The 24,517-nt window shown below is 68.6% G+C and carries 25 protein-coding genes and 1 riboswitch; of the genes, 23 read left to right on the top strand and 2 right to left on the bottom strand.

Translation table 11 applies throughout. The features are described 5' to 3' along the window. Positions 1-35: 35 nt before the first annotated feature. Positions 36-929 carry a class I SAM-dependent methyltransferase gene (locus PZB75_RS11035; RefSeq protein ID WP_275535125.1) on the bottom strand — a complete coding sequence of 298 codons (894 nt, stop codon included), beginning with the start codon at positions 927-929 and terminating at the stop codon, positions 36-38. Positions 930-1,442: 513 nt separating this feature from the next. Here PZB75_RS11035 and PZB75_RS11030 point away from each other — a divergent pair. The 16 genes from PZB75_RS11030 to PZB75_RS10955 all read left to right on the top strand — a co-directional run bounded on the left by PZB75_RS11030 (position 1,443) and on the right by PZB75_RS10955 (position 16,558). Further along, on the top strand, positions 1,443-1,796 hold the full coding sequence (locus tag PZB75_RS11030; protein ID WP_275535124.1) for a Hint domain-containing protein: 354 nt from the start codon (positions 1,443-1,445) through the stop codon (positions 1,794-1,796). 15 nt (positions 1,797-1,811) lie between these two features. Further along, on the top strand, positions 1,812-2,261 hold the full coding sequence (locus PZB75_RS11025; protein WP_275535123.1) for a hypothetical protein: 450 nt from the start codon (positions 1,812-1,814) through the stop codon (positions 2,259-2,261). 8 nt (positions 2,262-2,269) lie between these two features. After that, positions 2,270-2,803: a HEAT repeat domain-containing protein gene (locus tag PZB75_RS11020; protein WP_275535122.1), complete on the top strand. Its 534-nt coding sequence runs from the start codon at positions 2,270-2,272 to the stop codon at positions 2,801-2,803. Positions 2,804-3,443: 640 nt separating this feature from the next. Further along, positions 3,444-4,100: a SurA N-terminal domain-containing protein gene (locus tag PZB75_RS11015; protein WP_275535121.1), complete on the top strand. Its 657-nt coding sequence runs from the start codon at positions 3,444-3,446 to the stop codon at positions 4,098-4,100. 35 nt (positions 4,101-4,135) lie between these two features. Beyond that, positions 4,136-5,167 (top strand): nucleoside triphosphate pyrophosphohydrolase, encoded by a 1,032-nt coding sequence (locus PZB75_RS11010; protein ID WP_275535120.1) that lies wholly within the window; start codon positions 4,136-4,138, stop codon positions 5,165-5,167. A gap of 199 nt (positions 5,168-5,366) precedes the next feature. After that, positions 5,367-6,119 (top strand): DUF6879 family protein, encoded by a 753-nt coding sequence (locus PZB75_RS11005; protein ID WP_275535119.1) that lies wholly within the window; start codon positions 5,367-5,369, stop codon positions 6,117-6,119. Then, positions 6,116-6,958, top strand: coding sequence for a helix-turn-helix transcriptional regulator (locus PZB75_RS11000; protein ID WP_275535118.1), 843 nt, complete (start codon positions 6,116-6,118; stop codon positions 6,956-6,958). The genes PZB75_RS11005 and PZB75_RS11000 overlap by 4 nt, the downstream gene beginning before the upstream one ends. Positions 6,959-7,178: 220 nt before the next feature. Then, the gene (locus tag PZB75_RS10995) at positions 7,179-7,322 is read left to right on the top strand and encodes a hypothetical protein (RefSeq protein ID WP_275535117.1); all 144 of its coding nucleotides are present in this window, start codon (positions 7,179-7,181) and stop codon (positions 7,320-7,322) included. Beyond that, positions 7,319-8,494 carry a methyltransferase domain-containing protein gene (locus tag PZB75_RS10990; RefSeq protein WP_275535116.1) on the top strand — a complete coding sequence of 392 codons (1,176 nt, stop codon included), beginning with the start codon at positions 7,319-7,321 and terminating at the stop codon, positions 8,492-8,494. The genes PZB75_RS10995 and PZB75_RS10990 overlap by 4 nt, the downstream gene beginning before the upstream one ends. A gap of 362 nt (positions 8,495-8,856) precedes the next feature. Continuing rightward, the gene (locus PZB75_RS10985; RefSeq protein ID WP_275538669.1) at positions 8,857-10,149 is read left to right on the top strand and encodes a cytochrome P450; all 1,293 of its coding nucleotides are present in this window, start codon (positions 8,857-8,859) and stop codon (positions 10,147-10,149) included. A 211-nt stretch (positions 10,150-10,360) separates the two neighbouring features. Continuing rightward, positions 10,361-11,371: a transglycosylase family protein gene (locus PZB75_RS10980; RefSeq protein ID WP_275535115.1), complete on the top strand. Its 1,011-nt coding sequence runs from the start codon at positions 10,361-10,363 to the stop codon at positions 11,369-11,371. 320 nt (positions 11,372-11,691) lie between these two features. Continuing rightward, positions 11,692-11,866: riboswitch (cyclic di-AMP (ydaO/yuaA leader) on the top strand. Between the two features lie 4 nt (positions 11,867-11,870). Then, entirely contained in the window at positions 11,871-12,611 is a 741-nt protein-coding gene (locus tag PZB75_RS10975; protein WP_275535114.1) for a transglycosylase family protein, read from the top strand. 435 nt (positions 12,612-13,046) lie between these two features. Further along, positions 13,047-14,333, top strand: coding sequence for a phosphopyruvate hydratase (gene eno / locus PZB75_RS10970; RefSeq protein ID WP_275535113.1), 1,287 nt, complete (start codon positions 13,047-13,049; stop codon positions 14,331-14,333). A 170-nt stretch (positions 14,334-14,503) separates the two neighbouring features. Further along, entirely contained in the window at positions 14,504-14,974 is a 471-nt protein-coding gene (locus PZB75_RS10965) for a septum formation initiator family protein (RefSeq protein ID WP_275535112.1), read from the top strand. 97 nt (positions 14,975-15,071) lie between these two features. Then, complete coding sequence (locus PZB75_RS10960) at positions 15,072-15,605, top strand: DUF501 domain-containing protein (protein ID WP_275535111.1); 534 nt, start codon at positions 15,072-15,074, stop codon at positions 15,603-15,605. Next, entirely contained in the window at positions 15,602-16,558 is a 957-nt protein-coding gene (locus tag PZB75_RS10955) for a Ppx/GppA phosphatase family protein (RefSeq protein ID WP_275535110.1), read from the top strand. Before PZB75_RS10960 ends, PZB75_RS10955 begins: the two co-directional genes overlap by 4 nt. Positions 16,559-17,086: 528 nt before the next feature. On the opposite strand, the gene PZB75_RS10950 is transcribed toward PZB75_RS10955, so the two are convergent. Then, a complete protein-coding gene (locus PZB75_RS10950) occupies positions 17,087-17,935 on the bottom strand; it encodes a LysR family transcriptional regulator (protein WP_275535109.1) in 849 nt (282 codons plus the stop codon). Positions 17,936-18,612: 677 nt separating this feature from the next. Between PZB75_RS10950 and PZB75_RS10945 the strand changes: the two genes are divergently transcribed. The 7 genes from PZB75_RS10945 to panD are packed head-to-tail and all read left to right on the top strand — an operon-like array spanning position 18,613 to position 24,497. Then, positions 18,613-19,338, top strand: a complete 726-nt coding sequence (locus PZB75_RS10945; protein WP_275535108.1) for an alpha/beta hydrolase — start codon at positions 18,613-18,615, stop codon at positions 19,336-19,338. Beyond that, on the top strand, positions 19,335-20,906 hold the full coding sequence (locus tag PZB75_RS10940; protein WP_275535107.1) for an amino acid adenylation domain-containing protein: 1,572 nt from the start codon (positions 19,335-19,337) through the stop codon (positions 20,904-20,906). The genes PZB75_RS10945 and PZB75_RS10940 overlap by 4 nt, the downstream gene beginning before the upstream one ends. Further along, on the top strand, positions 20,903-21,166 hold the full coding sequence (locus tag PZB75_RS10935) for an acyl carrier protein (RefSeq protein WP_275535106.1): 264 nt from the start codon (positions 20,903-20,905) through the stop codon (positions 21,164-21,166). The genes PZB75_RS10940 and PZB75_RS10935 overlap by 4 nt, the downstream gene beginning before the upstream one ends. Further along, positions 21,163-22,320, top strand: coding sequence for an acyl-CoA dehydrogenase (locus PZB75_RS10930; protein ID WP_275535105.1), 1,158 nt, complete (start codon positions 21,163-21,165; stop codon positions 22,318-22,320). The genes PZB75_RS10935 and PZB75_RS10930 overlap by 4 nt, the downstream gene beginning before the upstream one ends. Before the next feature lie 14 nt (positions 22,321-22,334). After that, positions 22,335-23,525 (top strand): acyl-CoA dehydrogenase family protein, encoded by a 1,191-nt coding sequence (locus PZB75_RS10925; RefSeq protein ID WP_275535104.1) that lies wholly within the window; start codon positions 22,335-22,337, stop codon positions 23,523-23,525. Beyond that, positions 23,519-24,037, top strand: coding sequence for a flavin reductase family protein (locus PZB75_RS10920; protein ID WP_275535103.1), 519 nt, complete (start codon positions 23,519-23,521; stop codon positions 24,035-24,037). The genes PZB75_RS10925 and PZB75_RS10920 overlap by 7 nt, the downstream gene beginning before the upstream one ends. Positions 24,038-24,080: 43 nt before the next feature. Beyond that, a complete protein-coding gene (gene panD, locus PZB75_RS10915) occupies positions 24,081-24,497 on the top strand; it encodes an aspartate 1-decarboxylase (RefSeq protein WP_275535102.1) in 417 nt (138 codons plus the stop codon). Positions 24,498-24,517: the final 20 nt, after the last annotated feature.

Genomic DNA, 24,517 nt, shown 5'->3' with positions numbered 1-24,517 from the left:
CGCCTCCGGGTCCCTTTGCCCAGGGGTGTGTGACCTCAACCGGCGCGGAGATACGCGGTGGTGGCCACCCGCCCCAGCATCCGCAGCCGCGACACCCCACCCGCCAGATGTCTGTCGGCGGCGTCCTGCACCCCGGGCGACGCCTGTCCGCCGTAACCGTCGAGGACCACGACCGCGCCGGAGGCCGCGATCTCCTCGGCCCACTCCAGATCGGCCGCCACCCCGACCCGCGAGTGGTCACCGCTCACCACGATCACCCCGTACTCCCGGTCGGCGACCGCGGTGCGCACCGCCGTGTCACCGGGAAGGCCGCCCAGGAGGCGGGCGCCGAGCCCCGCGCCACTGCCGAAGGCGACCCCGCCGAGCGCCAGATTGGCCCGTACGACGTCCTCGCGCTGATCGGCGTCGGTCGCGGGGCCGACGATCGTGAGCCGCGGTTCGGCCCCGGCCCGGTGCATCATCCGTACCAGCGCCGCCGCGAACAGGCCGTGCGCGGGGCCGATTTCGAGGATGTCGCCGCCCGGCGGGGAGAGCAGCGGTACGGTGGCGAGCTTTCCGCAGACATCGGAGGTGGAACCGGGCAGCCGCCCGATCCCCAGCGCTTCGAGCGCCACGACCGTGCGGTAGGCGGAGGTCACTTCGCGGCGGGCGTGCTCACCGCCACCCGTCGTGGTCCGCACCTCCCGCACCAGGGTGTCGATCTCGGTCGCGGTGGGCATCCGCTGGGTGCCCCGGTCCGCGCCGTCGAGCAGCAGCGTCAGCCCGTACTGCCGCCGCCGCAGATCGGCCACCTCGTGGTGGAGCGCGTCGAGATCGTTCTGGACGGCATGGGTGGTGCGCTCCATACGCTGGTCGACGTGCCGGCCGACCACGGAGAAGGCGGGGCGCAGGACTCGCTCCGCCAGACGGTTGCGCAGAAGAGAGGGCATGCCGGGGAACGTACGCGGCCCGGCCACCGGGCGGGCCACGTGCGGGTGCCGTCCGGATGAAGCCGGGATGTCACTCGGGCGACGGGCGGAACGCGGCCCTCGTGGTGTCGCCGCCGGTCGTGGCACGAACGCGGGGCTGTGCGCGCCACGACCGGAGCTGCCTCGGCACCTCCGTTCCGGACGTGCCACGACCGGTAGCGAAGCCGTCACTGGGCGGTCGGGCCCGCCGCGGTGACGGCACGCGATCCGGCCGGTGCTACCGGGGAGCGGGCAGCGCCGCTCCGGTGAAGGACGGCGCCGCGGAGCCGGACCGGAGCCCCGCGAAGGCCGTGCTCAGGTGGTAGAACATGGTCTGGTTGCTCGACGTGCGGTAGAGAGCTGGATGCCGTTGCGGGCCGTCACGGCGGTGAACGCGCCGGTGAACCCGGTGCCCGGGAGTGGCATCCAGCCCTTGAAGTCGCCGTTGGCCACCGGGCCCAGACCGCCGTCGACTGCGTGAACACCGTGGCCTCGATGAACAGCTTCACGGCCAGTACCGAGGTCGAGATGGCCGACGGCACCCGCAAACCCATCGAGAACGTCGAGTCGGGCGACGAGGTGGTGGCCACCGACCCGACCACCGGCAGAACGTCCGAACAGAAGGTCACCGCCACCATCGTCGGCAAGGGCGAGAAGCACCTGGTCGAACTGACGGTGGACACGGACGGCGACAAGGGGGCCGCCACCGACCGGTTCACGGCCGCGGAGGGCCACCCGTTCTGGTCCCCTGACCAGAAGAAGTGGCAGAAGGCCGGCGAACTGAAGCCGGGCCAGTGGCTCCTGACGGGCGCCGGAACGTGGGTCCAGGTGGACGCGGTCCGCGCCTAGACGCAGCAGGCGGCGGTGTACAACCTGACCGTCGACGGGGCGCATACGTACTATGTGCTGGCGGGCAAGACGCCGATTCTGGTCCACAATTGCAACGAGATCTTCTATCGCGCAATGAGCGAGAAGGAATTCAACCAACTGGGACCTAATGGCGGGATTACTGTAAAGGGTACGGAAAATTTTGTCACGCAGTCTCGTGAGTACCTTGAAGGCCTGAGTTCCAGGACAGCACGCAGAGGGGGCAGGAATGCCGATAAATATACGGCTCTGGTCCGCTTTGAGATGTCCCCAGGTGCCCGCGATGCGTTGGTGTCAGCAGGTAAAACTCCGGGGGAAATTGGTCAGGACATTAACGCCGTGCATCTGAAATCGGAACGCGGGGCTGATGCTTTCGGCCTGAGGCCTGGATCGGTCGGAGTATTCAATTCAAGGATTGCCCGCTTTGGAAGGGTGGATGACTGGTGACTCCTCCGATGGCCGAACGACCTGAAGCCGATCTAGTGGAAACACTCGTGAATGGTTTTCTCACAGAACGAGACGCTAGGTCCATTGCGGAGCTGAATCCTGGGCTCTGTGGCGTCATCGTCTCCTGGATTCGCGAAGCGGCACGCGTGGGAAGTTGGACCAGGGTTGAGAAGTTTGCCAACTTGGCGGCCCCTCTTCAAGTAGCGGGTCTCGGTGAGGTTCTCCAGGAGATCCTTGATTCAAATGCCGCGGGATTGAACAAAGAAGATCTCGTAGACATTCTGGGTGATATTCGGGAAGTGGATGCAGTCGGCTGCCTGTATCGGGTGGCAGAAGATTCAGTGAGCGAAGATGCTCCGGCGTACTGGTTGTGCCAGAAAGTCATCTCCTCTCTGAAAGAGATTGGCACACCAGAGGCTGTCGATCGAATTCGCCAGATGGTGACCCAGCCATGGCCCGACGCCGTTCGATGGCATGCGGCTGTCGAACTGGGAGTCGAAGATGATCTTGGGTTCGATGAAGATCGAATGTTGGGTCAGTGAGCAGCCCAGGTGTTATCGAGGTCAAGAAGCGCCGATAGCACTCATGGTGGGTGAAGTTAATTCTCGGCAGGCGCGTCCTGGCCGTCAGCGGTCGCCTCGACACCTCAAGTCAAGGGGTTGTGATGGGATTCGAGGCATGCAACGTTCGAAAGGGCGTAGGGGCCCTGGAATTATCCACTCTGGCGGGCGGAATTTTGGCTCGTGAAGACGAGATACAAGAACAAGGGAGCGTCGGCGCGAACGAGTGCACCAGCCGTGGGCGGCGCGATGGCCGGTGGGACACACCGTGGCTCAGATTGCCAACGGCCCGTGCTGGGGTGCGGTCGTCCGCGCCCGGAAACCATGGAAGAACAGCCAGGCGGAAGCAGTTGACGGCTGCGTCGGCCAAGCACTCTCAGTGTTGCAGCAGCGACACATATCATCTCTACGCGCTCCCCTCCCGGCCCGTGTACTCTCGCCGCCGAGCCCCCGCCCAGCCCTCGGTTGTCACACCGACGGGCCAGGAGCAGCCCCGACCGCCCCACACCCCCAACTCTCCCCGAATCGTTGGTCGAATCAGTGGCCCAGCCCACCTCCACTGCCTAACATCGATCAACGCAAGGTCTTGTGCACAGCCGCACAATCTCCCCGGGAGGCTCCTTTGCACCGCCGTCGTCGCACCGCGCTCGCCGTTTCCGCCGCTCTCGTCGTGGCGGTCCCGATCCTCTCCGCCTGCGGCAGTCAGGCCCATCCGGGAGCCGCGGCCGTCGTCGGTGGTGACCGGATCGAGGTGTCCGCCCTCCAGGCGCAGGTGGCGCGGGTGCGCGACGCGCAGCGGGACGCCCCGGAGTCGGCCCAGCTCGTCAGCAAGTCCGGGCAGCTCAGCCGGGCCAAGCTGCACGAGATGATCTTCGATCGGGTGCTGGACCGGGCCGCGAAGGACGCGGGCGTCACCGTCAACCGCAACGACGTCCAGCAGATGCGGCAGGCCGCCGTTTCGCAGTCCGGAGGCGAGGACCAGCTGCGGTCGACGATGCTCCAGCAGAGCTGGGTCGCCCCGGACCAGATCGAGGGCGTCCTGCGCGAGCAGGTCCTGCTCTCTAAGCTGGCCCAGGCGCTCGGCGCCGACCTCCGGTCCCCGGCCGGACAGCAGACCGTGGGTAACGCGCTCGCCGCCGCGTCGAAGTCGCTCCACATCGACGTGAACCCGCGCTTCGGCAACTGGGACGAGAAGCAGAGCCAGCTCGCCAACCACGAGATCCCCTGGATCACCCAGGTCACCAAGCCCGAGCGGCAGGGCGTGGAGGCGGGCGCGTAGGGGAAGGCCGGCGGAGGCCGGGGTAGGTTCGGGGGGTGAACGCTGAAGCCCCCGGCGACCCCGGCCGTATCGTCCTGCTCACCGCCAGCCACCGGGTCGCCCCCGGACTGCTGTCCTGGCCCGCCTGGCAGACGCTGCGCGCGGCGGACCGGGTGCTGTGCCCGGAGCGCGACAACCCGCAGTTGCCGTTCCTCCGCGAGGCGGGCGTCACCGTCGAGCACACCGCGCCCGTCGCCGAGGAGCTGGTCGACGCCTGTGCGGGCGGCCGGACCGTCGTGGTGCTGGTGGGCGGCGAGGGCGACCGCCCGCTGACCGACGGGCTCGCCGGACTCGGCGGGTCGGGGCGGGTGCGGATGCCGGACCTGGAGCTGCTGCCCGGTTCGTACGACCTGCCGGGCGCCCGCCTCCTCGACGTGGTCCAGGTCATGGACCAGGTCAGGGCCGGGTGCCCGTGGACGTCCGAGCAGACCCACCGGAGCCTGGCCAAGTACGCCATCGAGGAGATGTACGAACTCGTCGAGGCGATCGAGGACGGCGACCGGGAGGCCCTGCGCGAGGAACTGGGGGACGTGCTCCTCCAGGTCGTGTTCCACGCCCGGGTCGCTCAGGAGGACGAGGACGAACCGTTCTCGGTGGACGAGGTCGCGGCCACCCTGGTCGAGAAGCTGATCCACCGCCACCCGCACATCTTCGGCGACGAGACCGCCGAGACCGCCGAGGACGTCCACGAGCACTGGCTGCGCACCAAGGCCGTCGAGAAGCAGCGCGATTCGGTGACCGACGGCGTCCCGCTCGGCCAGCCCGGCCTGGCCCTCGCCGCGAAGCTCGGCGGCCGGGCCCGTAGCGCGGGCCTCGACGTCCCGCTCCCCACCGGCGGCCCCGGCGGCCCCGGCGGCCCCGACGACAGCGTCGATGGCGGCGGCAGTGACAACGGCATCGGCATCGGGTACGAACTGCTCGCCCTCGCCGTGGCCGCCGAGCGGGACGGCGTCGACCCGGAGGCCGCCCTGCGCGCCGCCGCCCGCACTTACCGCGACGCCATCAGGGCGGCGGAGGGCACGGGCTGAGGAGGACGTGACGTGGGTCCGGGGAGCCGGTCCGATCCGGCTTCGCCGCACCTCCCTGGCCCCCGGTTCCACGGCACGTGCCCGGGAACCGGGCGTCTGCGGACCGCATCCCGGGAATCATCGCGAATCACACGGGACAGGGCGGCCGTGCCCGTCCCATCCTGGTCGGGAACTGTCCGGTGGTGAGAGGGGAACGGCCATGGCACGACGGCTCCGGTTCATCGGTACCAACTCCGGCAACGACGGCTGCCCGACCTTGTACGAGGACCTGGACACCGGGGACGTTCTCGTGCAAGGAAACGCGGTGACCGACCCCGACGATGTGGCGCAGCTTCGGAACGTCAAGGAGGGGGAAGGATTCGTTGCCGTACCGCGCGTGTTGCTGGCCGACTTCGCGCCCAGGGACGTGGAGAGGACGTCTGTGCTGATCAGCTTCGATGAGTTCGGGGGCATGTTCCGGACGTTCGAGCACACCGCTTGGCGCCTTGAGACCCGTCGTCGCTACCGGTCCGACGAGGAGACCGAGACGTACCGGCGTTTCGTCCGGGGCGAGGACGCCGACTGGGACCTGAACGATCCCTGGTGTGTGTCCCGGCGCGAACAGTCCGCCCTGGGGAAGCGCTTCGAGCGTGTGCGAATCATGGATGATCCGTCCACCCCCGGCCAGCGGTACCTGCTCGACAACGCCCGTCGCAACAGTGCGGTGGGTGAGGACATCCGCAATCTGTGGCGTTCCGAAGCCGAGCGGCTGCGACTTCCCGACAGCGACCTCTGGCTCTTCGACTCCAGGGTGATCGCCCGGCTCCGCTTCGACGACGACGACCGGATGACCGGCGTCGAACTGGTCACCGACCCTGTGGAGGTCGCACGCGCCTGCCAGGTCCGGGATGCCGCGTGGCACCACGCCGTTCCGTACGAGACCTTCGCGGAACAGGTGCAGACCGCCGGGTGAGCACCGACTTCCAGCAGGCGAGAGTTGCCCTCGGGTCGCGGCTACGGGAGCTGCGCACCGACCGGCGCCTGACGGGCCGCCAGCTGGCGGCCCGCCTCGACTGGCCTCAGTCCAAGATCAGTAAATTGGAGACCGGGCGTCAGACCGCGACGGCGGACGATCTGCTGGCGTGGGCGGACGGTACCGGTCATCCGGAGGCCGCAAAGGAACTGATCACTCGGCTCCGAAGCCTGGAGTCCCGGTCCCGGGCCTGGCGCAGACAGCTGTCAGCGGGCCACAAGCCGGTTCAGGACACGCTGACAGCCGAGTACGAACGAACGACGACGTTCCGCGTCTGGCAGGGCTCCACGGTCGTGGGAATGCTCCAGACCGCCGAATACGCCCGTCACGTGTTCACCCGCTACGCGGACCTCCACCAGTCCGTACGCGACACCGAGGAAGCCGTACGGGCCCGGGTGAAGCGTCAGGAGATGCTGTACGAGCCTGGGCGGACATTCCACATCGTGATGTGGGAGGCAGCGCTCCGCGCGCTGGTGTGTCCTCCTCCCGTGCTCGCCGCACAGCTCGACCGTCTGGTGGGCGTTCTCGGGCTGGACACCGTTTCTCTGGGCATTGTCCCGTTCGGCGCCCCTCTCGGGCTTCCGCCGGCCAACGGATTCTGGCTGTACGACGACCGATTGGTGATCGCGGAGGACTGGCACGCGGAACTCTGGCTGGACGACGAGGACAGTGTCGGGGTCTATCAAAAGGTGTGGCGAGCGCTCTCCGATGCGGCGGTCCACGGTGCGGATGCCCATCGCGTGATCGCTCGCGCCAGACGAGCCCTCGACGCTGCCTGAGAATCCGGCAGAAGATCACGGACCGCTCCGGGAATCCTGGCGAATCAGCCCCGACAGGGCCGGGCAGGCGGCCGTAGCGTCCTCCTCAAGGACGGCTCGCACGCGCTGGAGACAGGGACCGGTGACCTGGGACCCCGAGCGCGGTCGATTCCGTCCCGGCCGGTCGGCAGCGGGCCGGTCGGCCGAGGCAGCACCCACCATCACGAGAAGGAGCACGTTCATGGCGGGACAGCACAGTGGCGGCACGGGTTCGGGCCAGGGCGGAAGCCAGCAGGACGACAGCAACTTCGGTGCCAAGCACGGCGGTGGGGGCTCCGGTGACGGAGACGTGAACCGCGACGACTCCCGGCCCACCAAGAAGTGAGCGAGCGCGACGTGACGGAGGCCGGCCCGGAGCTGCTGGCCTCCCAGCTCATGTACATGAAGGCCCTTCCGGCCGAATGGCTCCCGGCCTACCGAGCCGTGCCCCGGGAACTGTTCGTCCCTGACGTGATGTGGCCAGGGGTGACGGACGGTACCGGTGGCGCGGAAGCCATCGACCGGCGTGAGAACCCGGACGCCTGGTTCCGCGCGGTGTACTCGAACACGTCCCTCACCACTCAGTGGGACGACGGCGCGCACACGGGCACCCGTCGGGGAAACAGCCCCACGTGCAGTAATTCGCAGCCCTCCATGGTGTTCTCCATGCTGGCCGCTCTCGATGTCCAACCGGACTCCAAAGTGCTGGAGGTGGGCACGGGCACGGGCTGGAACGCGGTTCTGCTGTCCGAACGGGTCGGTTCTGAGAACGTGTTCACCATCGAAGTCGACCCGCAGAACGCGACCGGTGCACGCGAACGGCTGAACGCCGCCGGGTACGACCCGGTGACCGGGGTCGAGGACGGCTCCCAGGGTCGGCCGGCATCCGCTCCTTACGACCGGGTACTGATCACGGCTTCCCTCCGGGAGATCCCGCCGGAGCTCGTCCGGCAGACCAGGCCCGGCGGACGCATCGTCGCCCCGTACGCCACGGAATACGGCGGGGAGGCCGTCGTCCGGCTCACAGTCCAGGAGAACGGGAACGCCACGGGTCCGTTCGTCGGACCGTCCGCGTTCATGCGTCTGCGGCAGCAACGAACGTTCCGTACCCATACCCGGGAGTACCTGGGCGGGCCGTGGCCGGCCGACGGGCGCCGCTCCCGGACGGATCTCTCCCCGGAGGACGTGGCCGACTGGCTCCCGATGTTCGCCATCGGGCTACGGACGCGGGGAATGTTCCCCTGGGCGCAGCCCTACTGTGACGGGTCCTACACGCTCTGGCTTCGCGACGACAAGGTCACCTCCTGGGCCACGGCCGACTACGAACCGGGCAAGGACGCGTTCGAGGTCTACCAGGGCGGTCCCCGTGATCTGTGGGGGGAGCTGGTGTCCGCGTACGCCTGGTGGGCCGAGCAGGGGCGACCCGGGTTCGAGCGGTTCGGGCTCACGCTGACGCCGGAGGGGGATGCCTGGGCGTGGCTCGATTCCCCGGAGTACCCGGTCCTCGTGGTCGGCTGAACCACCGGCGAACGGTCCCGCCCATCGCCAGGTCAGAGTGGAGAGCGGGACCGTTCGCGTGGGCACGCGGGCGGTGCTTCCCGCGCTGCCCCCGGTGTGAGGACCGGCGGGGCCGCGCGTACAGGGGTGACGGTTACTGTCGGAGAATGCACGACCAGCCGTCCGCCGCCGAACCAGCCGAGCCAGTCACGTCAGCCGAACCAGCCGAACCGGCTGGATCAGCCGAACCAGCCGCATCAGCCGTACCGCCGTCAGCCGTGCCGCCTTCCGGCCCCGACGCCTGCCCCCACACCCACCCCGGTCCCTCCGGCACCCCCGGACTTTCCGGCACCCCCGGCCCCTCCCGCACCCCCGGACCCGCCATCACCCCCGGACCCCCCGCCACCCCCGAACTCTTCACCTGGGAGTTCGCCACCGACCCGTACCCCGCCTACGCCTGGTTGCGCGAGCACAGTCCCGTGCACCGGACATCACTGCCCAGTGGTGTGGAGGCGTGGCTCGTGACCCGGTACGCCGACGCCCGGCAGGCGCTCGCCGACACCCGGCTCTCCAAGAACCCGGCGCACCACGCCGGGCCCGCGCACGCCAAGGGGAAGACCGGCATCCCCGGCGAGCGCAAGGCGGAGCTGATGACGCATCTGCTGAACATCGACCCGCCCGACCACACCAGGCTGCGCCGTCTCGTGTCGAAGGCGTTCACCCCGCGCCGGGTCGCGGAGTTCGCGCCCCGGGTGCGGGAGCTGACGGACCGGCTCATCGACGGGTTCGGGTCGGAGGGAGAGGCGGACCTCATTCACGACTTCGCCTTCCCCCTCCCCATCTACGCGATCTGCGATCTGCTCGGTGTGCCCTCGGAGGACCAGGACGACTTCCGGGACTGGGCAGGCATGATGATCCGCCACGGTGGCGGGCCGCGAGGAGGAGTGGCCCGGTCGGTCAAGAAGATGCGCGGCTATCTCGCCGAACTGATCCACCGCAAGCGGGAGGACCTGGGCGACGAGGGCGGGGACGACGATCTGATCTCCGGTCTGATCCGGGCCAGTGACCACGGCGAGCACCTCACCGAGAACGAGGTCACCGCGATGGCCTTCATCCTTCTCTTCGCGGGGTTCGAAACGACCGTGAACCTCATCGGCAACGGCGTGTACGCGCTGCTGCGCCACCCCGGGCAGCGCGAGCGGCTGCAACGCTCCCTGGCCGCGGGGGAGACCCAGCTCCTGGAGACCGGTGTCGAGGAGCTGCTGCGGTACGACGGACCGGTGGAGCTGGCGACCTGGCGGTACGCCACCGAACCGCTGACCCTCGGCGGACAGCGTGTCGAGGCCGGTGACCCGGTCCTGGTGGTGCTGGCGGCCGCCGACCGGGACCCGGCGCGTTTCGACGACGCCGACACGCTCGACCTCGCGCGGCGTGACAATCAGCACCTCGGATACGGGCACGGCATCCACTACTGCCTGGGAGCACCGCTCGCCCGGCTGGAGGGACAGACCGCGCTCGCCACGCTGCTGACACGCCTTCCGGACCTGCGACTTGCGGTGGAACCCGCCGATTTGCGCTGGCGTGGCGGGCTCATCATGCGTGGACTTCGTACGCTTCCGGTGCAGTTCACCCCCGAGCGACACACCGCCGAAGGTGACGCAGCGTCAACTCTGTGACGTTGACGTGATCTGTGCTGCATCGACTTGTGACAGACGTTCGACTCCCGCTACGTTCACCGTTCGACTCGTCAGTCGTATGACACGCGTCTCATGGCGTGCGTCGTACGGCGGCCGGGTCTCGACCGAAACGTCAGTCGGACATCAGTCGGACATCAGCATCGTCGGACATCAGCATCTGTCGGACATCAGTCACACGGAAGGCAACCGCATGGGCTCCGCGAACGGCAGACACCGCCGCCCTCGCCAGGCACCCGCCATCGTCGTCGCGGCGGGGGTGACGGGATCGGCCATCGCGATCCCGCTGCTCGGCGCGGCGGGCGCGCACGCGGCGGACGCGACGACCTGGGACCGGGTGGCCGAGTGCGAGAGCGGCGGCATGTGGAGCGCCGACCTCGGCAACGGGTACTACGGCGGGCTCCAGTTCTCGCAGGAGACCTGGGAGTCGTACGGCGGCCGCGCCTACGCCCCCCGCGCCGACCTCGCCAGCCGCTCGCAGCAGATATCCGTGGCCGAGAAGGTGCTGGACGCCAAGGGCCCGCAGGCGTGGCCCAGCTGCGCGCCGATCGCCAAGCTGACCAAGGGCGGCGCGGCGCCGGGTGTCGATCCGGGGAACGCGCCGTCCCCGGGCGCGACCAAGACCGCCGAGCCGGGCGCCGGCCGGGCCGGTGGCGGTTCGTCGTCGGCCGATGACGCGGGTACGGGTGTCGACTCCGACGCCCCCGACGCCCCCAGTGCCTCTGGTACTCCCGGCGCCGGTACGGGCGCGTCCGCCGGTCCGGGTTCCTCCGACCCGTCCGGGGCGGCCTCGGCCACCACGCCGTCCGCTGACGGGGCGACCGACGGAACGACTGGCGGGGTGACCGGCGGGACGACGGACCCGTCCGGCGCGCCCGACGCCTCCGGGGAAGCGGGCGGGAAGCACCGCGGTCCCCTCGACCCGGCCGAGAGCGACCCCGCCCGCACCTCGGACGAGGTCACCGACCGTGACTCCGGCCGGCACGCCTCCAGGGGCGAGGGCGAGGCCCGCGACGGCGAGGCCGTGGCCAAGGCGGAGGACTACACCGTCCGCCCGGGCGACAACCTCTGGGCCATTGCTGATGCACAGAAGGTGCCCGGCGGCTGGACTTCGGTCTACGAGGCCAACAAGGACACGATCGGCGCCGATCCGGATCTGATCCTGCCCGGCCAGAGCCTCGATCTGGAGCCGGAAGCGAGCTGACGGCCCGGTGGCGGCAGCTGATCGACGGCTGTTCGACGGCTGAAACGCCCCCAAAAGTAGGCCGTTTGAGAGGCCTATGTCCGCTTATGTGTAAGTGAGACATGGGTCTCTTCGCATCATCTGGCGTGTTGTGATCGACATGCCCATGCGCATCCCCTCCCACCTGCGGAAACAGTGCATCCGCAGGTGCAAGTAAGGGGTTTATGTCCCGTATGTCCGTCGTTGTGTGTCGGGGTTGCCTGTGTTTACGGTCGGAACCGCTCGCACCGCGGGCCCCGTCGATCGTCACGCCGAATCCTGCCGTCGGTCGAAGGGAACAGACGCGTAAAGCGCCGTAGGCAGGAGCGGGGGACCCAGGTAGGCGCCGGGCCCGATCGTCTCGACAGGAGACGCTCAGGACCGGCTTGGGGTGAAGCCGCGAGTCATGACTCGCGGCCGGGCGACTCATCAGCCCGAACCCGACAGCTCACCTCGTAGGCGTCGGTGAGGAGACAGTTCCATGCTGCTTAACAGCAAGGGCAAGCACCGCCGCCCGTCCAAGGTCGTCCGTGTCGCCACGCTCGCCGGCGTCGCCGGTGCCGCCGTCGCCGTTCCGCTGATGGGCGCGACCGGCGCCTCCGCCGCCTCCGTCGGCACCTGGGACGCCGTCGCCAAGTGCGAGTCCGGCGGCAACTGGTCCATCAACACGGGCAACGGCTACTACGGTGGCCTCCAGTTCTCCCAGTCCAGCTGGGCCGCCGCCGGTGGCACGCAGTACGCCCCCCGGGCCGACCTGGCCACCAAGTCCCAGCAGATCGCCACCGCCGAGAAGCTTCTCGCCATGCAGGGCCCCGGTGCCTGGGCCTGTGCCGGCGCGGGCAACCTGAGCAACGACGGCGTCGACCCGGGTGTCAACACCGGCTCCGGCTCCAGCTCCGCGAAGAAGAACAACGACCAGCGGCAGCAGAGCAGCCAGTCGCAGCAGAACACCCGCCCGCAGCGGCAGGCCCAGCCCGAGCGCACCGAGGCCCCCGCCGCCTCCCGTTCGGACCGTGGCCAGGCCCCCGCCAAGACCTCGAAGGCCCCCAAGGCCGTCGAGAAGGGTGACGGCGAGTACCAGGTCAAGGCCGGTGACACCCTCGGCAAGATCGCCAAGTCGCACCACGTCAAGGGCGGCTGGCAGCACCTGTTCGAGCTGAACAAGGACATCGTCAACGACGCCGACCTGATCTACCCGGGCCAGCAGCTCCACCTGAAGTAAGCGGCACGGCGACGCGGCTCCACCTCCTGTGGTGACGGCGGCGGCACAGGATCACTCTCCTCCCGGAGCCTTCCCCGGCCCGGTGCGCACCCCCATGCGTGCCGGGCCGGGGTCTTCGCTTCCGGGCGGGCGGCTGGTCCTCGGCCGATCCCGTCCCGGGCCGGACCTCGGGGCCGACGCTGCTCGCCGCCGATCGGGACCGCGCGCCACACCTCGTACCCGAACCCGCTCACCCGTGCCCCGTACCGTTCAACTGATGTAGTTACCGACCGGTAAGTATTGGGCTTTTTGTCCCGCTTCACGGCCCTTCAGCCCCTTTTTCGTCCCAGCGGACGGGCGGTCGGCCGATTGCCGGGGCCCGGCCGGTTAGGCTCTTGGCGCAAGACCTGAAGCGGTCCTGCGCCAACAGCGTCATATCCCAGAAGGAGATGCCTCGTGCCGTCCATCGACGTCGTCGTAGCCAGGGAAATCCTCGACTCCCGGGGCAACCCCACGGTCGAGGTCGAGGTCGGCCTCGACGACGGCAGCACGGGACGTGCTGCCGTTCCGTCCGGCGCCTCCACCGGCGCGTTCGAGGCCATTGAGCTTCGTGACGGCGACCCCAACCGCTACCAGGGCAAGGGCGTCGAGAAGGCCGTCCTCGCCGTGATCGAGCAGATCGGCCCGGAGCTCGTCGGTTACGACGCCACCGAGCAGCGGCTGATCGACCAGGCGATGTTCGACCTGGACGCCACCGAGAACAAGGGCTCGCTCGGCGCCAACGCCATCCTCGGCGTCTCGCTGGCCGTGGCCCACGCCGCCTCCGAGGCGTCCGACCTGCCGCTCTTCCGCTACCTCGGCGGCCCGAACGCGCACCTGCTGCCCGTGCCGATGATGAACATCCTCAACGGTGGGTCGCACGCCGACTCCAACGTGGACATCCAGGAGTTCATGATCGCCCCGATCGGCGCGGAGTCCTTCTCCGAGGCCCTGCGCTGGGGCGCCGAGGTCTACCACACGCTGAAGTCCGTGCTGAAGCGCAAGGGCCTGGCCACCGGCCTCGGCGACGAGGGCGGCTTCGCCCCGAACCTGGAGTCCAACCGCGCCGCCCTCGACCTCATCCTTGAGGCCATCAAGGAAGCCGGCTACGCCCCGGGCAAGGACATCGCGCTCGCCCTCGACGTCGCCGCCTCCGAGTTCTACAAGGACGGCTCGTACGAGTTCGAGGGCAAGTCCCGCTCGGCCGCCGAGATGACCGAGTACTACGAGGAGCTCGTCGCCGCGTACCCGCTGGTCTCCATCGAGGACCCGCTGTTCGAGGACGACTGGGCCGGCTGGAACGTCCTCACCGAGAAGCTGGGCAGCAAGATCCAGATCGTCGGCGACGACCTCTTCGTCACCAATCCGGAGCGCCTGTCCCGCGGCATCGAGGAGAACTCCGCGAACGCCCTGCTCGTGAAGGTCAACCAGATCGGTTCGCTGACCGAGACCCTGGACGCCGTCGAGCTGGCCCAGCGCAACGGCTTCAAGTGCATGATGTCGCACCGCTCCGGTGAGACCGAGGACGTCACCATCGCCGACCTCGCCGTCGCCACCAACTGCGGCCAGATCAAGACCGGCGCCCCGGCCCGCTCCGAGCGCGTCGCCAAGTACAACCAGCTGCTGCGCATCGAGGAGATCCTCGACGACGCCGCGGTGTACGCGGGCCGCTCGGCCTTCCCGAGGTTCCGCTCCGAGGGCTGACAGCTTCCCCCGGACGCCTCGGCAACCGCCGTGCGGTCGCTTCGCGCACCGCTCCGCGCGCGCCCGGCGCACCACCCGGTGGCCGCCGAAGGTCCATGCCTCCGTCCGTCCCCGCACTCGGTCCCGTACCGTGTGCGGGGACGGATGTGCGTAACGGGGAGGCGTGTGACATGGCCGCGAAGGACCGGGACCGGTTCTCCACCGCGACCCGGCTGCGACTGCTCGGCGAGCAGACCGCCGCCCGCGTCTACCGGTCCCAGAGCCGCCGTCAGGACCGCCGCTCCCGCCTCACCGGCCGGGCCGCGTTCCTCGCGCTGATCGTCTGCTCCCTCGTGGTCGCGCTCGCGTACCCGATGCGGCAGTACGTCTCCCAGCGCGACGAGATCGCCGACCAGGAGCGGCTGGCGCAGCAGGCGGCCGAGCGCACCGAGGAGCTGCGTGACGAGAAGGCACGGCTCCAGGACAACGCGTACGTGCGGCGGCTGGCCCGTGAGCACCTGCACTACGTCCTGCCCGGCGAGACCGGTTACACGGTGATCGACCCCGACGCGGTCAAGGAGCGCACCGGTGAGTCGGACACGGACGACCGGCCGTGGCACTCGAACCTCTGGGACGGCGTCGACTCCGCGGACCGCGACTGACCCCCCTTCTCACCCGATCGGTGATCAACGTTCTCCCACCCGGTCAACGAGCACCGATCAACCGACCCCGAGCACTCCGAACAGATCCAAGGCAGGCATGGACACGCCCCCTCCCCAGACCGAATCCACCGCGCCCACCGACGCGGACATCGCCGCGTTCCGGCAGCAGCTCGGCCGCCCGCCGCGCGGGCTGCGCGCCATCGCGCACCGCTGTCCCTGCGGCAATCCGGACGTGGTCGAGACGTCGCCGCGGCTGGAGGACGGCACGCCGTTCCCCACGACGTACTACCTGACGTGCCCGCGCGCCGCGTCCGCGATCGGCACGCTGGAGGCGAACGGGGTGATGAAGGAGATGACGGAACGTCTCCGGTCGGACCCCGAGCTGGCCGCCGCCTACCGCGCGGCCCACGAGGACTACCTCGCCCGCCGCGACGCCATCGAGGTCCTGGAGGGCTTCCCCAGCGCGGGCGGCATGCCGGACCGGGTGAAGTGCCTGCACGTCCTGGTCGGCCACTCGCTGGCCGCCGGACCGGGTGTGAACCCGCTGGGTGACGAGGCCGTCGCGATGCTGCCCGAGTGGTGGCGCAAGGGCCCCTGTGTGGCCCCCTGCGAGCCGGAGGCGTCGGCATGACCAGGGTCGCCGCCATCGACTGCGGTACGAACTCGATCCGCCTCCTCGTCGCCGACGCGGACCCGGCGACCGGGGAACTGACCGACCTGGACCGCCGGATGCACATCGTCCGTCTCGGACAGGGCGTGGACCGCACCGGCCGGCTCGCACCGGAGGCGCTGGAGCGGACCTTCGCCGCCTGCCGTGAGTACGCCGAGGTGATCAAGGAGCACGGCGCGGAGAGGATTCGTTTCGTCGCCACCTCCGCCTCGCGCGACGCGGAGAACCGGGACGAGTTCGTCCGGGGCGTCGTGGACATCCTGGGCGTCGAGCCCGAGGTGATCAGCGGTGACCAGGAGGCGGAGTTCTCCTTCATCGGCGCCACCAAGGAGCTGACCGGCCGCGACGACCTGGCGAAGCCGTACCTGGTGGTGGACATCGGCGGCGGCTCCACGGAGTTCGTGGTCGGCGACGACCGGGTGACGGCGGCCCGGTCCGTGGACATCGGCTGCGTACGGATGACGGAGCGCCACCTGGTCCACGAGGGCACGGTCTCGGACCCGCCGACGCTCGGCCAGGTCACCGCGATCCGCGCGGACGTCGAAGCCGCCCTGGACCTCGCGGAGGAGACCGTCCCGCTCACCGGGACGGCCACCCTGGTCGGCCTGGCCGGGACGGTGACGACGGTCGCCGCCATCGCGCTGGACCTGGCGGAGTACGACCCGGCCGCGATCCACCACTCCCGGGTCACCTTCGAACAGGTCCAGGACATCACCGGCCGCCTGCTCACCTCCACCCACGCCGAACGCACCGCCATCCCCGCGATGCACCCGGGCCGGGTCGACGTGATCACCTCGGGGGCGTTGATCCTCCTGGAGGTGATGAAGCGGACGGGCGCCCGAGAGGTGGTCGTCAGCGAGCACGACATCCTGGACGGGATCGCTTGCAAACTGGCGGAAGACATCGAACGGTGACACGCCAGCCTGGCTGATCGAGTAGGTCCGGTCCCGGTCGGCGGGAGCGGCCGGTCGATCGCTCAAGGAGACGCGGGAGCGGGACCGGGGCCTGGTCACGTGAAGCTGGGGCGGGATCTCCTCCTGGCCCCACGTGTGACCAGCCAAACGACGACGTGTTCACCCCATGTGAGGTCACCCCTGTGAAGTTGCTCCGGGGCGCCACCGACCACCGCGCGGTGCTGCCGCGCGGTGGTCGGTGGCGAGAAGGCCGATAGGGTCGCTGGGCGCCGGCCGCCGGCCCCCGATGTTCCCGCGCCGTCCAGGTCCACCGAGTGCGCCTGCGGCTGTTGCCGGCGGGCATGTCATGGGCGGACCAGGCTCGCGTACGTCGTCGATGACTACGTACTGCCTCAACTCGCCTGGGGAAGAGCCTCGTTCAGCACGCCTCATTCGAAGGGGCGCGGGTGGACTGTGAGTCTGGGCAGGGGCGAGGCCAGGGGTCCACAGCTGCCGTTTCGTGATGTCGTACATCCGCCACGCGATCGGTCAGCAGTGTTCCGCTGCGCGCCAGGCTCGGTCGGCGAAGCGTACGGCCTGCGGATGTGCGCCCTGTGAGGGGTGGGCAAGATGGGCGCGCACGGTAGGGGCGCCGACCAGCGGGACGAGGTGGACACCGGGGTGGAGGTAGCGCCGGGCAGCGGAGACCGGGGCCGTGCCTACACCCAGGCCGGCGGCCACCTTCTCCAGCCACTCGTCGAAGTTGCGGCATTCGGCACCGACCACCGGCTGTGCGCCGTCCTGCCACATGTCGGGAAAGGTGGTCCCGCTGACGGTGTTGATGACCAGGGGCCAGTCCGCCAGCTCCGCCCACTCCAGGTGCGGGCGTTCGGCCAACTGCCAGTTCGCGGGGACGGCCGCTATCCGCGGCTCCTCATGAAGAAACACACCACGCAGTCCTTTGGGAAGCGTCTTGCACCGCAGAAGCCCCAAGTCAACGACGCCTGTGTCGAGTCCGGCCAGACGGGTGTCGCACCGGACGAACTCGACTTCGATGCCAGCCTCCTCCGCGAACCGGGCAGCCAGTCGGGACAATCCATCGGGCAATCCCCAGCTGAACCCGATGCGCAGTTTCTCCCCTTCACGCAGATTCGTCAGGACCGAGTCGAGCTGTTGAAGCAACGGCGCGACGGCGTCACGCATCATGCCTCCCTTTTCGGTTAACTCGGTCCTGCGGGTGGTGCGTTCGAAGAGTCGGACGCCCAGCTCCGCTTCCAATGTCCGGATGTTGCGGGTCAGGGTCGGCTGGGCCAGATGCAGCCGTCGGCCGGCGGCGGTGAAGCCGCCATCCTCGGCGACTGCCAGAAAACAGCGTAGGTGTCGCAGGTCGATGTTCATTCTTTCAGCGTATAGGTGCTTCAATAAAATCATTTCTCCAACCCCGGCGTGCTGTCTAGTCTTCAGGTGTTGCCGAACGGACATCGCGACCGTCAAAAAACGTGCAGCGGGTCCGCAGCCCAAGTGCTTCAGGTGCCGGGTCATGCATTGGGGGACAGTATGCAGGATTTTTGATGCACGCGCCTTTACTGGCAGAGTGAAAAATCTACCAAAGAGAAGGTAAAAGAATTCGGCTGTCGCCGCACGGCCGGGCCCGTGCGGCGACGGGGCGATGTGCAGTCAGGCCCCGGCGGTCTGTGGGCGCAGGACCACGGGTGCGGGCCTCGGAAAGCATGGTCCTGGCACCTGATGCGTAACCTTTTCAGCCCCGGTCGCCTGAACCCCGCTGGTCTCCCGCGCGCTTCCGTTCTGTGTGGCACCTTCGGTGTGCTCTTCCCCGGTCCGTTTTTCTGTGTCGATTTTTCGGAACCGGGCTCCAAAGGCTGTGTATGTCGGAATGGGCTACCCCTTGCCCTGCGGTGACGATTTCGGTAATGGGCGCATCGCTCCGCGCGTATGAAAGTTCATCGGTCAACATTATTCCCTGTTGTTCGAATGCCCATTCTGGTGCCCAAAAGGCCGGAAAGGATCTTGACGTGCCGATCGTTGATACTTGCAATGGTCCCATCGAATACGTCATGAAACATGGTGACCCGGACCTGGCTCCCCTGGTCTTTCTGCACGGCGGCCTCGGCTGCGTCGCCGCATGGGGACGCTTTCCCGCCCAGCTCGCCGCCGCCACCGGACGGCGCGCCCTTGTCTACTCCCGGCACGGCAACGGCGGTTCGGGTCCCGCTCCACAGCCGCTCACCGCCCGCTATATGCATGTGCATGCTCAGGAGGTACTGCCCGAGATCCTCGGCACACTGGGCATACGCCGACCGGTGCTGGTCGGACACAGCGATGGCGCCTCCATGGCCCTGTTGTACGCATCCGCGTTCCCGGTGGAAGCCGTCGTCGGCATGGGGCCCCACATGTACTTCGAAGAGCAGAACCGCCTGGGCATCGAGGCCGCACGGGCTTCCTACGAAGCCGGGCCGCTCGCCAAGAAGATGGCCCTCGTGCACAACCACCCCCGCGCGGTCTTCGACCGCTGGAGCGAGGTGTGGCTTTCGCGCAGATTCCGCGACTGGTCCATCGAGAACGATCTCGATGTCACGGCGCCGGTCCTGCTGATTCAGGGCGATGCGGACGAATACGGCTCGCTCGACCAGATCGACTCCGTACAGCGATCGGTGCGCGGCCCCGTTCAGCGTCTCGTCCCCGAAGCGTGTGACCACTACCCGTACCTCTTCTGCCCCGACCTCGTCATCGAGACCACCCGTGACTTCCTCGTCGCGCATCGCGCCGAGGCAGCCCGATGACCGACGCCACCACGACGACGCACCTCGACGCGCTGCTGGCCCGTTCTGCCCATCGCCACCCCAACCGCCCCGCTCTGGAAGGATGCGGCGAGATCTGGACCTACGCCCGGCTGGATCGCGCCGTCGATGCGCTGGCCGCACGTCTGGCCGCCATCGGCGTCGCACCGGGCGATCGGGTCGGCGTCTATGCGGCCAAATCCCCGGCTGCGGTCATCGCCCTTTACGGGGCGCTACGAGCCGGCGCGGTGACCGCACCACTCGACATCACTGATCCGCCGGAGCGAACCGCCCGTATGGTGCATAACGCCGGGTTGTCCTTCCTGCTGACCACCGACCGCTCTCTGGCCGCCGGCCGCCGGGCCGCCGCCAACATCCGCGGCGGCACCCCGGCCGAGGAAGGCGCCTTGGGTCACGGCCTGAACTGGCTTCGCATCCTCACCACTGATCAGCGACCCGCGCCCCTGCCGACACCCACCGACCGCGGCGGCTACATCCTCTTCACCTCCGGAAGCACCGGCTGGCCGAAGGGCGTCCTGCTCTCACACGAGAACGTTGCTCACTACGCTTGGTGGGCCGCGGCGGAATTCGGCCTCACACCCGACGACCGGATCGGCTCCCAGGCCGCTCTCACCTTTGACCTGACCACCTTCGACCTGTTCAGCGCGGCTGCCGCCGGTGCCTGTACTGTCCTTATGCCCGATCTGTTGCGCGCCTTCCCGCGCGACGTGGTCAGCTGGCTGAGCGAGCAGCGGGTCACTGCTTTCGTGGCCGTGCCGTCCCTCTACCACAACATGCTTGAGCAGGGCGGCCTCGGTGAAACCCCGCCGACTGACCTACGAATAGCCGCCTTCGGCGGAGAGGCTTTCGCCCCGCCGATACTGGAACGGTATCTGCGCCTCATGAACGGCGTGCCCTTCTACAACCTTTACGGACCCACCGAGACCAATGCCTGCACCTACTACCGCGTGCCCGCCGACTGGACCGCCGAGCAGGAACTGACCATCGGCCGCGGCATCGGCGGCGTCCACCTCGACGTACTTGACGACGACGGTCGGCCTACCGACGGGGAAGGCGAGATCCACATCGCTGGACCCAGCGTGTTCCAAGGCTATCTGCGCGGCGGTGAACTGAGTGACCCCACCGTCAGCGTCACTTTCCGGGACGGCGTCACCCGCCGCGCCTACGCCAGCGGCGACATCGGGCGGATCACCGCAGACGGCAGGGTCTTCCTGCGCGGCCGACGCGATTCCCAGGTCAAGCGGCGCGGACACCGCATCGACCTGCTGGACATCGAAAACGCTGTCCTTGAACTGCCCGGGGTCGCCACCGCGGCCGTGGTCGCCAAGGAGGCCGAGTACGCCGGCCAGATCTGGGTCTACGCCCGGACCAACGCAACGGAACGACAGGTCCTGTCCGGCCTTCGGGACATTCTCCCTCAGCGGATGCTCCCCGATCGGGTCGTCCCTCTCACCACCCTGCCCACCACCACCAGCGGGAAAGTCGACCGCCGAGCCTTGAGCAGCGCCACCTTCGATGGACCAGCACCCCTTGAGGAGAGCCGTACATGAACAGCGTCGAAGACCTCTGCGCCCTCATCAGCAGCCGTATCACCTGGAGCCGCGGCGAAGAGTCGCAGTCGCTGGACGCGGACACCCCGCTCCTGGAAATGGGCCTGATCGACTCACTGGCCATCATGGAGATCGTCGCGGCCCTGGACAAGGAAGCCGGTGTTTCACTGCCCGAGACCGAGATCGTCGCCGCCAACTTCCGTACTCCCGGGGCCCTCTGGGCGACTCTCGGGAACCTCACCGCTAAGGGCCGCGAATGAGCGCCGTCACCGGTCTGCCGCGCACCGGGGACCCACACACCGAGCAGTTCGTCGGCTACTACCGCGACCTGGCTGCGCCCGTTTGGGAACAGGTCGCGGACAAGGATTTCGTGGTGCAGTGGCAGACCATGGCCGACCTCGGCGTCCTCCGGCTCGCAGACCCCGGTACCGAAGGCCCCGGCCCGGTCACACGTTCCCTCGCCATGATCGAAGGTATTGGACTCGCCGGAGTCGACCCCGGTATCTGCTACGCCCTGGCCTCCCAGATTTTCGGCATGCAGTTCCCGCTCCGCGCAGCGCTTGCTTCGGACGCCCGGGGCGTCCTCAACGGCGTTGAGGACGGCAGGGCGCTGCTCTGCCACGCGTTGACAGAGCGCGGAGGTGGAAGTGATCCGCTGTCCATGGCGACACGGGCACGGCGTGAGGGCGACGGCTTCGTGCTCGACGGCGCCAAGACTTTCATCACCGCCGCACCGATCGCTGACCACGCCATTGTCTTCGCCCGCACCGCCGAGGGGCGTTCCCCGTTCGCCCTGTCCGCGTTCCTCTTCCCTCTGGACCTACCCGGGGTACGGAGAGGCGAGACCTTCACCAAGACCGCACTCCCCACCGTTCCGATGGGCGAACTGCTCTTCGACGACGTCCGGCTGCCGGCCGACGCGCTGATCGGAGAGGAAGGCTCCGGTCTAGCCGTGATGGCCTCCACCACCGCATGGGAACGCTCGGTCATCCTGGGGTACGCCCTCGGCCCCATGCACCGCACCTTGACGCGCACGATCGACTGGGCATGCGGCCGGGAGCACTTCGGACGCCGTATGGGCGCCAGCCACCAAGTCGCCGGCCGTCTCAGCGACATGGCGCTGGGACTGCACCGCTCACGCGTCCAGCTGTATGCCATGGCCGCCCGGCTCGACACCGGCATACCGGCCCGACAACTGGCTGCCGCGGCCGCCCTCACCAAGATTTCCGTCTCCGAAGACTTCGTACGCCTCACCGAGCACGCCACCGCCCTGTCAGGTGTACGGGCCTTCCTCACCGGCTCCGAACTGATGGCCGACCTCGCTGGCCCCATGGCGGCCCTCACCTACGCCGGCCCCAACGACCTGCTGCGCGTAGGTATCGCCCGCCAACTCGGCCTAGCCGTCGAGAACTGACCCGGAGGACACCAATGACGCTGCCGACACACCTGGGCGACATCCTCAAACTCGCGGCCGAGACCGGAGCGGCCCTTGCCCCGCTTGCCGCCGACGTGGACGCCGGCCACTCCAACGGACATGAGACCTACGATATTCTGCGCAATTCTGGCCTTCTGGCGCTGCTCGCCCCGCGGGACGTCGGCGGCGCGGGTCTGGGCTTCGGCGACTACTGGCGGGTGCTGGCCGAACTCGGTGCCCGTAACGGCGCCGCGACCCTCGGCTTCAACATGCACAACGTAGTGATCGGCGCGCTCGCGGACACGGTGGGCACCCGCCTGCCGCCAGCGGCTGAACGGTTTCGCACCTGGATGCTGGATGAGGTCGTGCACGGCCGCAAGCTCTTCGCCTCTGCCACCTCAGAAACCGGCCGCGGCGCCAAACTCCGCGGCATGGGCACCCGCTACCGACTCTCCGACGACGGCGAGAGCTATCTGCTCACCGGCAGGAAGTCCTTCGTGTCGCTCGTCGGCGCGGCCGACTACTACGTCGTCGCGGCCGCGGCCGACGACGGCACCGAGGACACCGGGGATATCTCGCACTTTGTCGTCGCCTCCGACGACCCAGGCGTCACCTTCGGCACCGTGCACAGCATGTCGGCGATGTACGGCACCAGCACCGCCGCCATGTCCCTTGACGCGGTGGCAGTGCCCCGCTCACGCCTCTACCTCGGTGTTGAGGGCATGTCCCTGTTCAAGGTCGTACGCGAACCGCATTGGATGATCGCTGGCTACACCGGTGCCTACTTGGGTATCGCGGAAGCCCTCTTCCAACAGGTCGTCGACCACGTCACCGCCGTCCCCGTCCGCGCAGCGTCACCGGTGCTCCAGCAGGAACTGGGACGGATGTCGGCCCGGCTGCGGGCGGCCCGCGCGCTGGTCCACGAGGCTGGCGACCTGGTCGACGCCGAACGCGGCAGCCTGGAGGCGAATGCCGCGGTGCACGCGGCCAAATTCGTCGTCGGCGAGGTCGGTCAAGAGCTGGCCCAGGATGCCGTGCGTCTTTGCGGCTCGGCAGCCGTGAGCCGCAGCCACCCGCTTGAACGCCTCACCCGCGAGGTGGCGTTCGCCCATGTGATGCCAGCCAAGCCCCACGAGTGCCTGGAGTACCTCGGCAAGGCCGCCGTCGGTGTCAATCTCTACGACGCCCGGGCCTTCTCGTGGTGATCCTGACCGCGGACGAGACAACGGCCGACCGGGACGTCTTCCGGGCTCTAATGGGCTCCCACCCCAGCGGCGTCACCGTCATCACCACCAGCGACGATCAAGGAACACCACACGGTTTCACCTGCACTGCCCTGTGCTCGGTCTCCCTCCGCCCGCCGCAGCTCCTGGTGTGTGCCTCGAACTCCGGCAGCACCCTGCCGGTGATCACCGCACGAGGGGCGTTCGCCGTCAATTTCCTGCACAGTGCCGGACGCCGCGCCGCCGAGGCCTTCGCCGGACCGGTGGCAGAGCGCTTCACCACAGTCCCCTGGGAGCCGGCCCCCGCCACCGGCCTGCCGGTCCTGCCGCAGGATGCGCACGCCATCGCGGAATGCCGCGTCACCCAGCTGGCGTCAGCCGGTGACCACACCGTTGTCATCGGCGAGGTGCTGCACACCCACCTGCCTGGCCCGGCCGACGCCGACGCGCCCCTGCTTTACGTCAAGCGCCGCTACGCAACCTGGCCGTCCTGATCACCACATCCGCTGCCCCCGACAATCCGATGCGAGGAACACCGTGTACCGCACCATGATGAAGTCTAAGATCCACCGGGCCACCGTCACCCAGGCCGACTTGCACTATGTCGGCTCGCTGACTGTCGACTCCGAGTTGATGACGGCCGCCGACCTGCTACCCGGCGAAAAGGTTGACATCGTCGACATCGAGAACGGTTCCCGGCTGTCCACCTACGTCATCGAGGGGCAGGCCGGCTCCGGGGTGATCGGCATCAACGGCGCAGCCGCCCGGCTGATCAGCCCCGGCGACCGGGTCATCGTCATTGCCTACGCCGCCATGAAGGACGAACAGTCCACCTCCTTCGTCCCCAGGGTCGTCTTCGTCGATGAGCACAACGCCGTCGCCGAGGTCGGCGGTGACCCGGCCGCGGTGCCTGAAGGCTCCAACCTGCTGCGTGGCGATCTGGCCGCCAACTGATCCGCTTCTAGGTGAATTGA

The sequence above is a fragment of the Streptomyces sp. AM 4-1-1 genome (genome assembly GCF_029167625.1).
Taxonomy (GTDB): domain Bacteria; phylum Actinomycetota; class Actinomycetes; order Streptomycetales; family Streptomycetaceae; genus Streptomyces.
The sequence above is the reverse complement of the archived record's forward strand: the minus strand, read 5'-3'. Positions and strand labels throughout refer to the sequence as shown.

Bases quoted from the DNA above. Each gene is read 5' to 3' on its own strand.
- PZB75_RS11020 (WP_275535122.1), top strand. From the start codon at position 2,270: ATGGCCGAACGACCTGAAGCCGATCTAGTGGAAACACTCGTGAATGGT.
- PZB75_RS10950 (WP_275535109.1), bottom strand. From the start codon at position 17,935: ATGAACATCGACCTGCGACACCTACGCTGTTTTCTGGCAGTCGCCGAG.
- PZB75_RS11005 (WP_275535119.1), top strand. From the start codon at position 5,367: ATGGCACGACGGCTCCGGTTCATCGGTACCAACTCCGGCAACGACGGC.
- PZB75_RS10955 (WP_275535110.1), top strand. From the start codon at position 15,602: ATGACCAGGGTCGCCGCCATCGACTGCGGTACGAACTCGATCCGCCTC.
- PZB75_RS10935 (WP_275535106.1), top strand. From the start codon at position 20,903: ATGAACAGCGTCGAAGACCTCTGCGCCCTCATCAGCAGCCGTATCACC.
- PZB75_RS10945 (WP_275535108.1), top strand. From the start codon at position 18,613: ATGAAACATGGTGACCCGGACCTGGCTCCCCTGGTCTTTCTGCACGGC.
- PZB75_RS10965 (WP_275535112.1), top strand. From the start codon at position 14,504: ATGGCCGCGAAGGACCGGGACCGGTTCTCCACCGCGACCCGGCTGCGA.
- PZB75_RS10930 (WP_275535105.1), top strand. From the start codon at position 21,163: ATGAGCGCCGTCACCGGTCTGCCGCGCACCGGGGACCCACACACCGAG.
- PZB75_RS10980 (WP_275535115.1), top strand. From the start codon at position 10,361: ATGGGCTCCGCGAACGGCAGACACCGCCGCCCTCGCCAGGCACCCGCC.
- PZB75_RS11035 (WP_275535125.1), bottom strand. From the start codon at position 929: ATGCCCTCTCTTCTGCGCAACCGTCTGGCGGAGCGAGTCCTGCGCCCC.
- PZB75_RS10960 (WP_275535111.1), top strand. From the start codon at position 15,072: ATGGACACGCCCCCTCCCCAGACCGAATCCACCGCGCCCACCGACGCG.
- PZB75_RS11030 (WP_275535124.1), top strand. From the start codon at position 1,443: ATGAACAGCTTCACGGCCAGTACCGAGGTCGAGATGGCCGACGGCACC.
- PZB75_RS10925 (WP_275535104.1), top strand. From the start codon at position 22,335: ATGACGCTGCCGACACACCTGGGCGACATCCTCAAACTCGCGGCCGAG.
- PZB75_RS10940 (WP_275535107.1), top strand. From the start codon at position 19,335: ATGACCGACGCCACCACGACGACGCACCTCGACGCGCTGCTGGCCCGT.
- PZB75_RS10995 (WP_275535117.1), top strand. From the start codon at position 7,179: ATGGCGGGACAGCACAGTGGCGGCACGGGTTCGGGCCAGGGCGGAAGC.
- PZB75_RS10975 (WP_275535114.1), top strand. From the start codon at position 11,871: ATGCTGCTTAACAGCAAGGGCAAGCACCGCCGCCCGTCCAAGGTCGTC.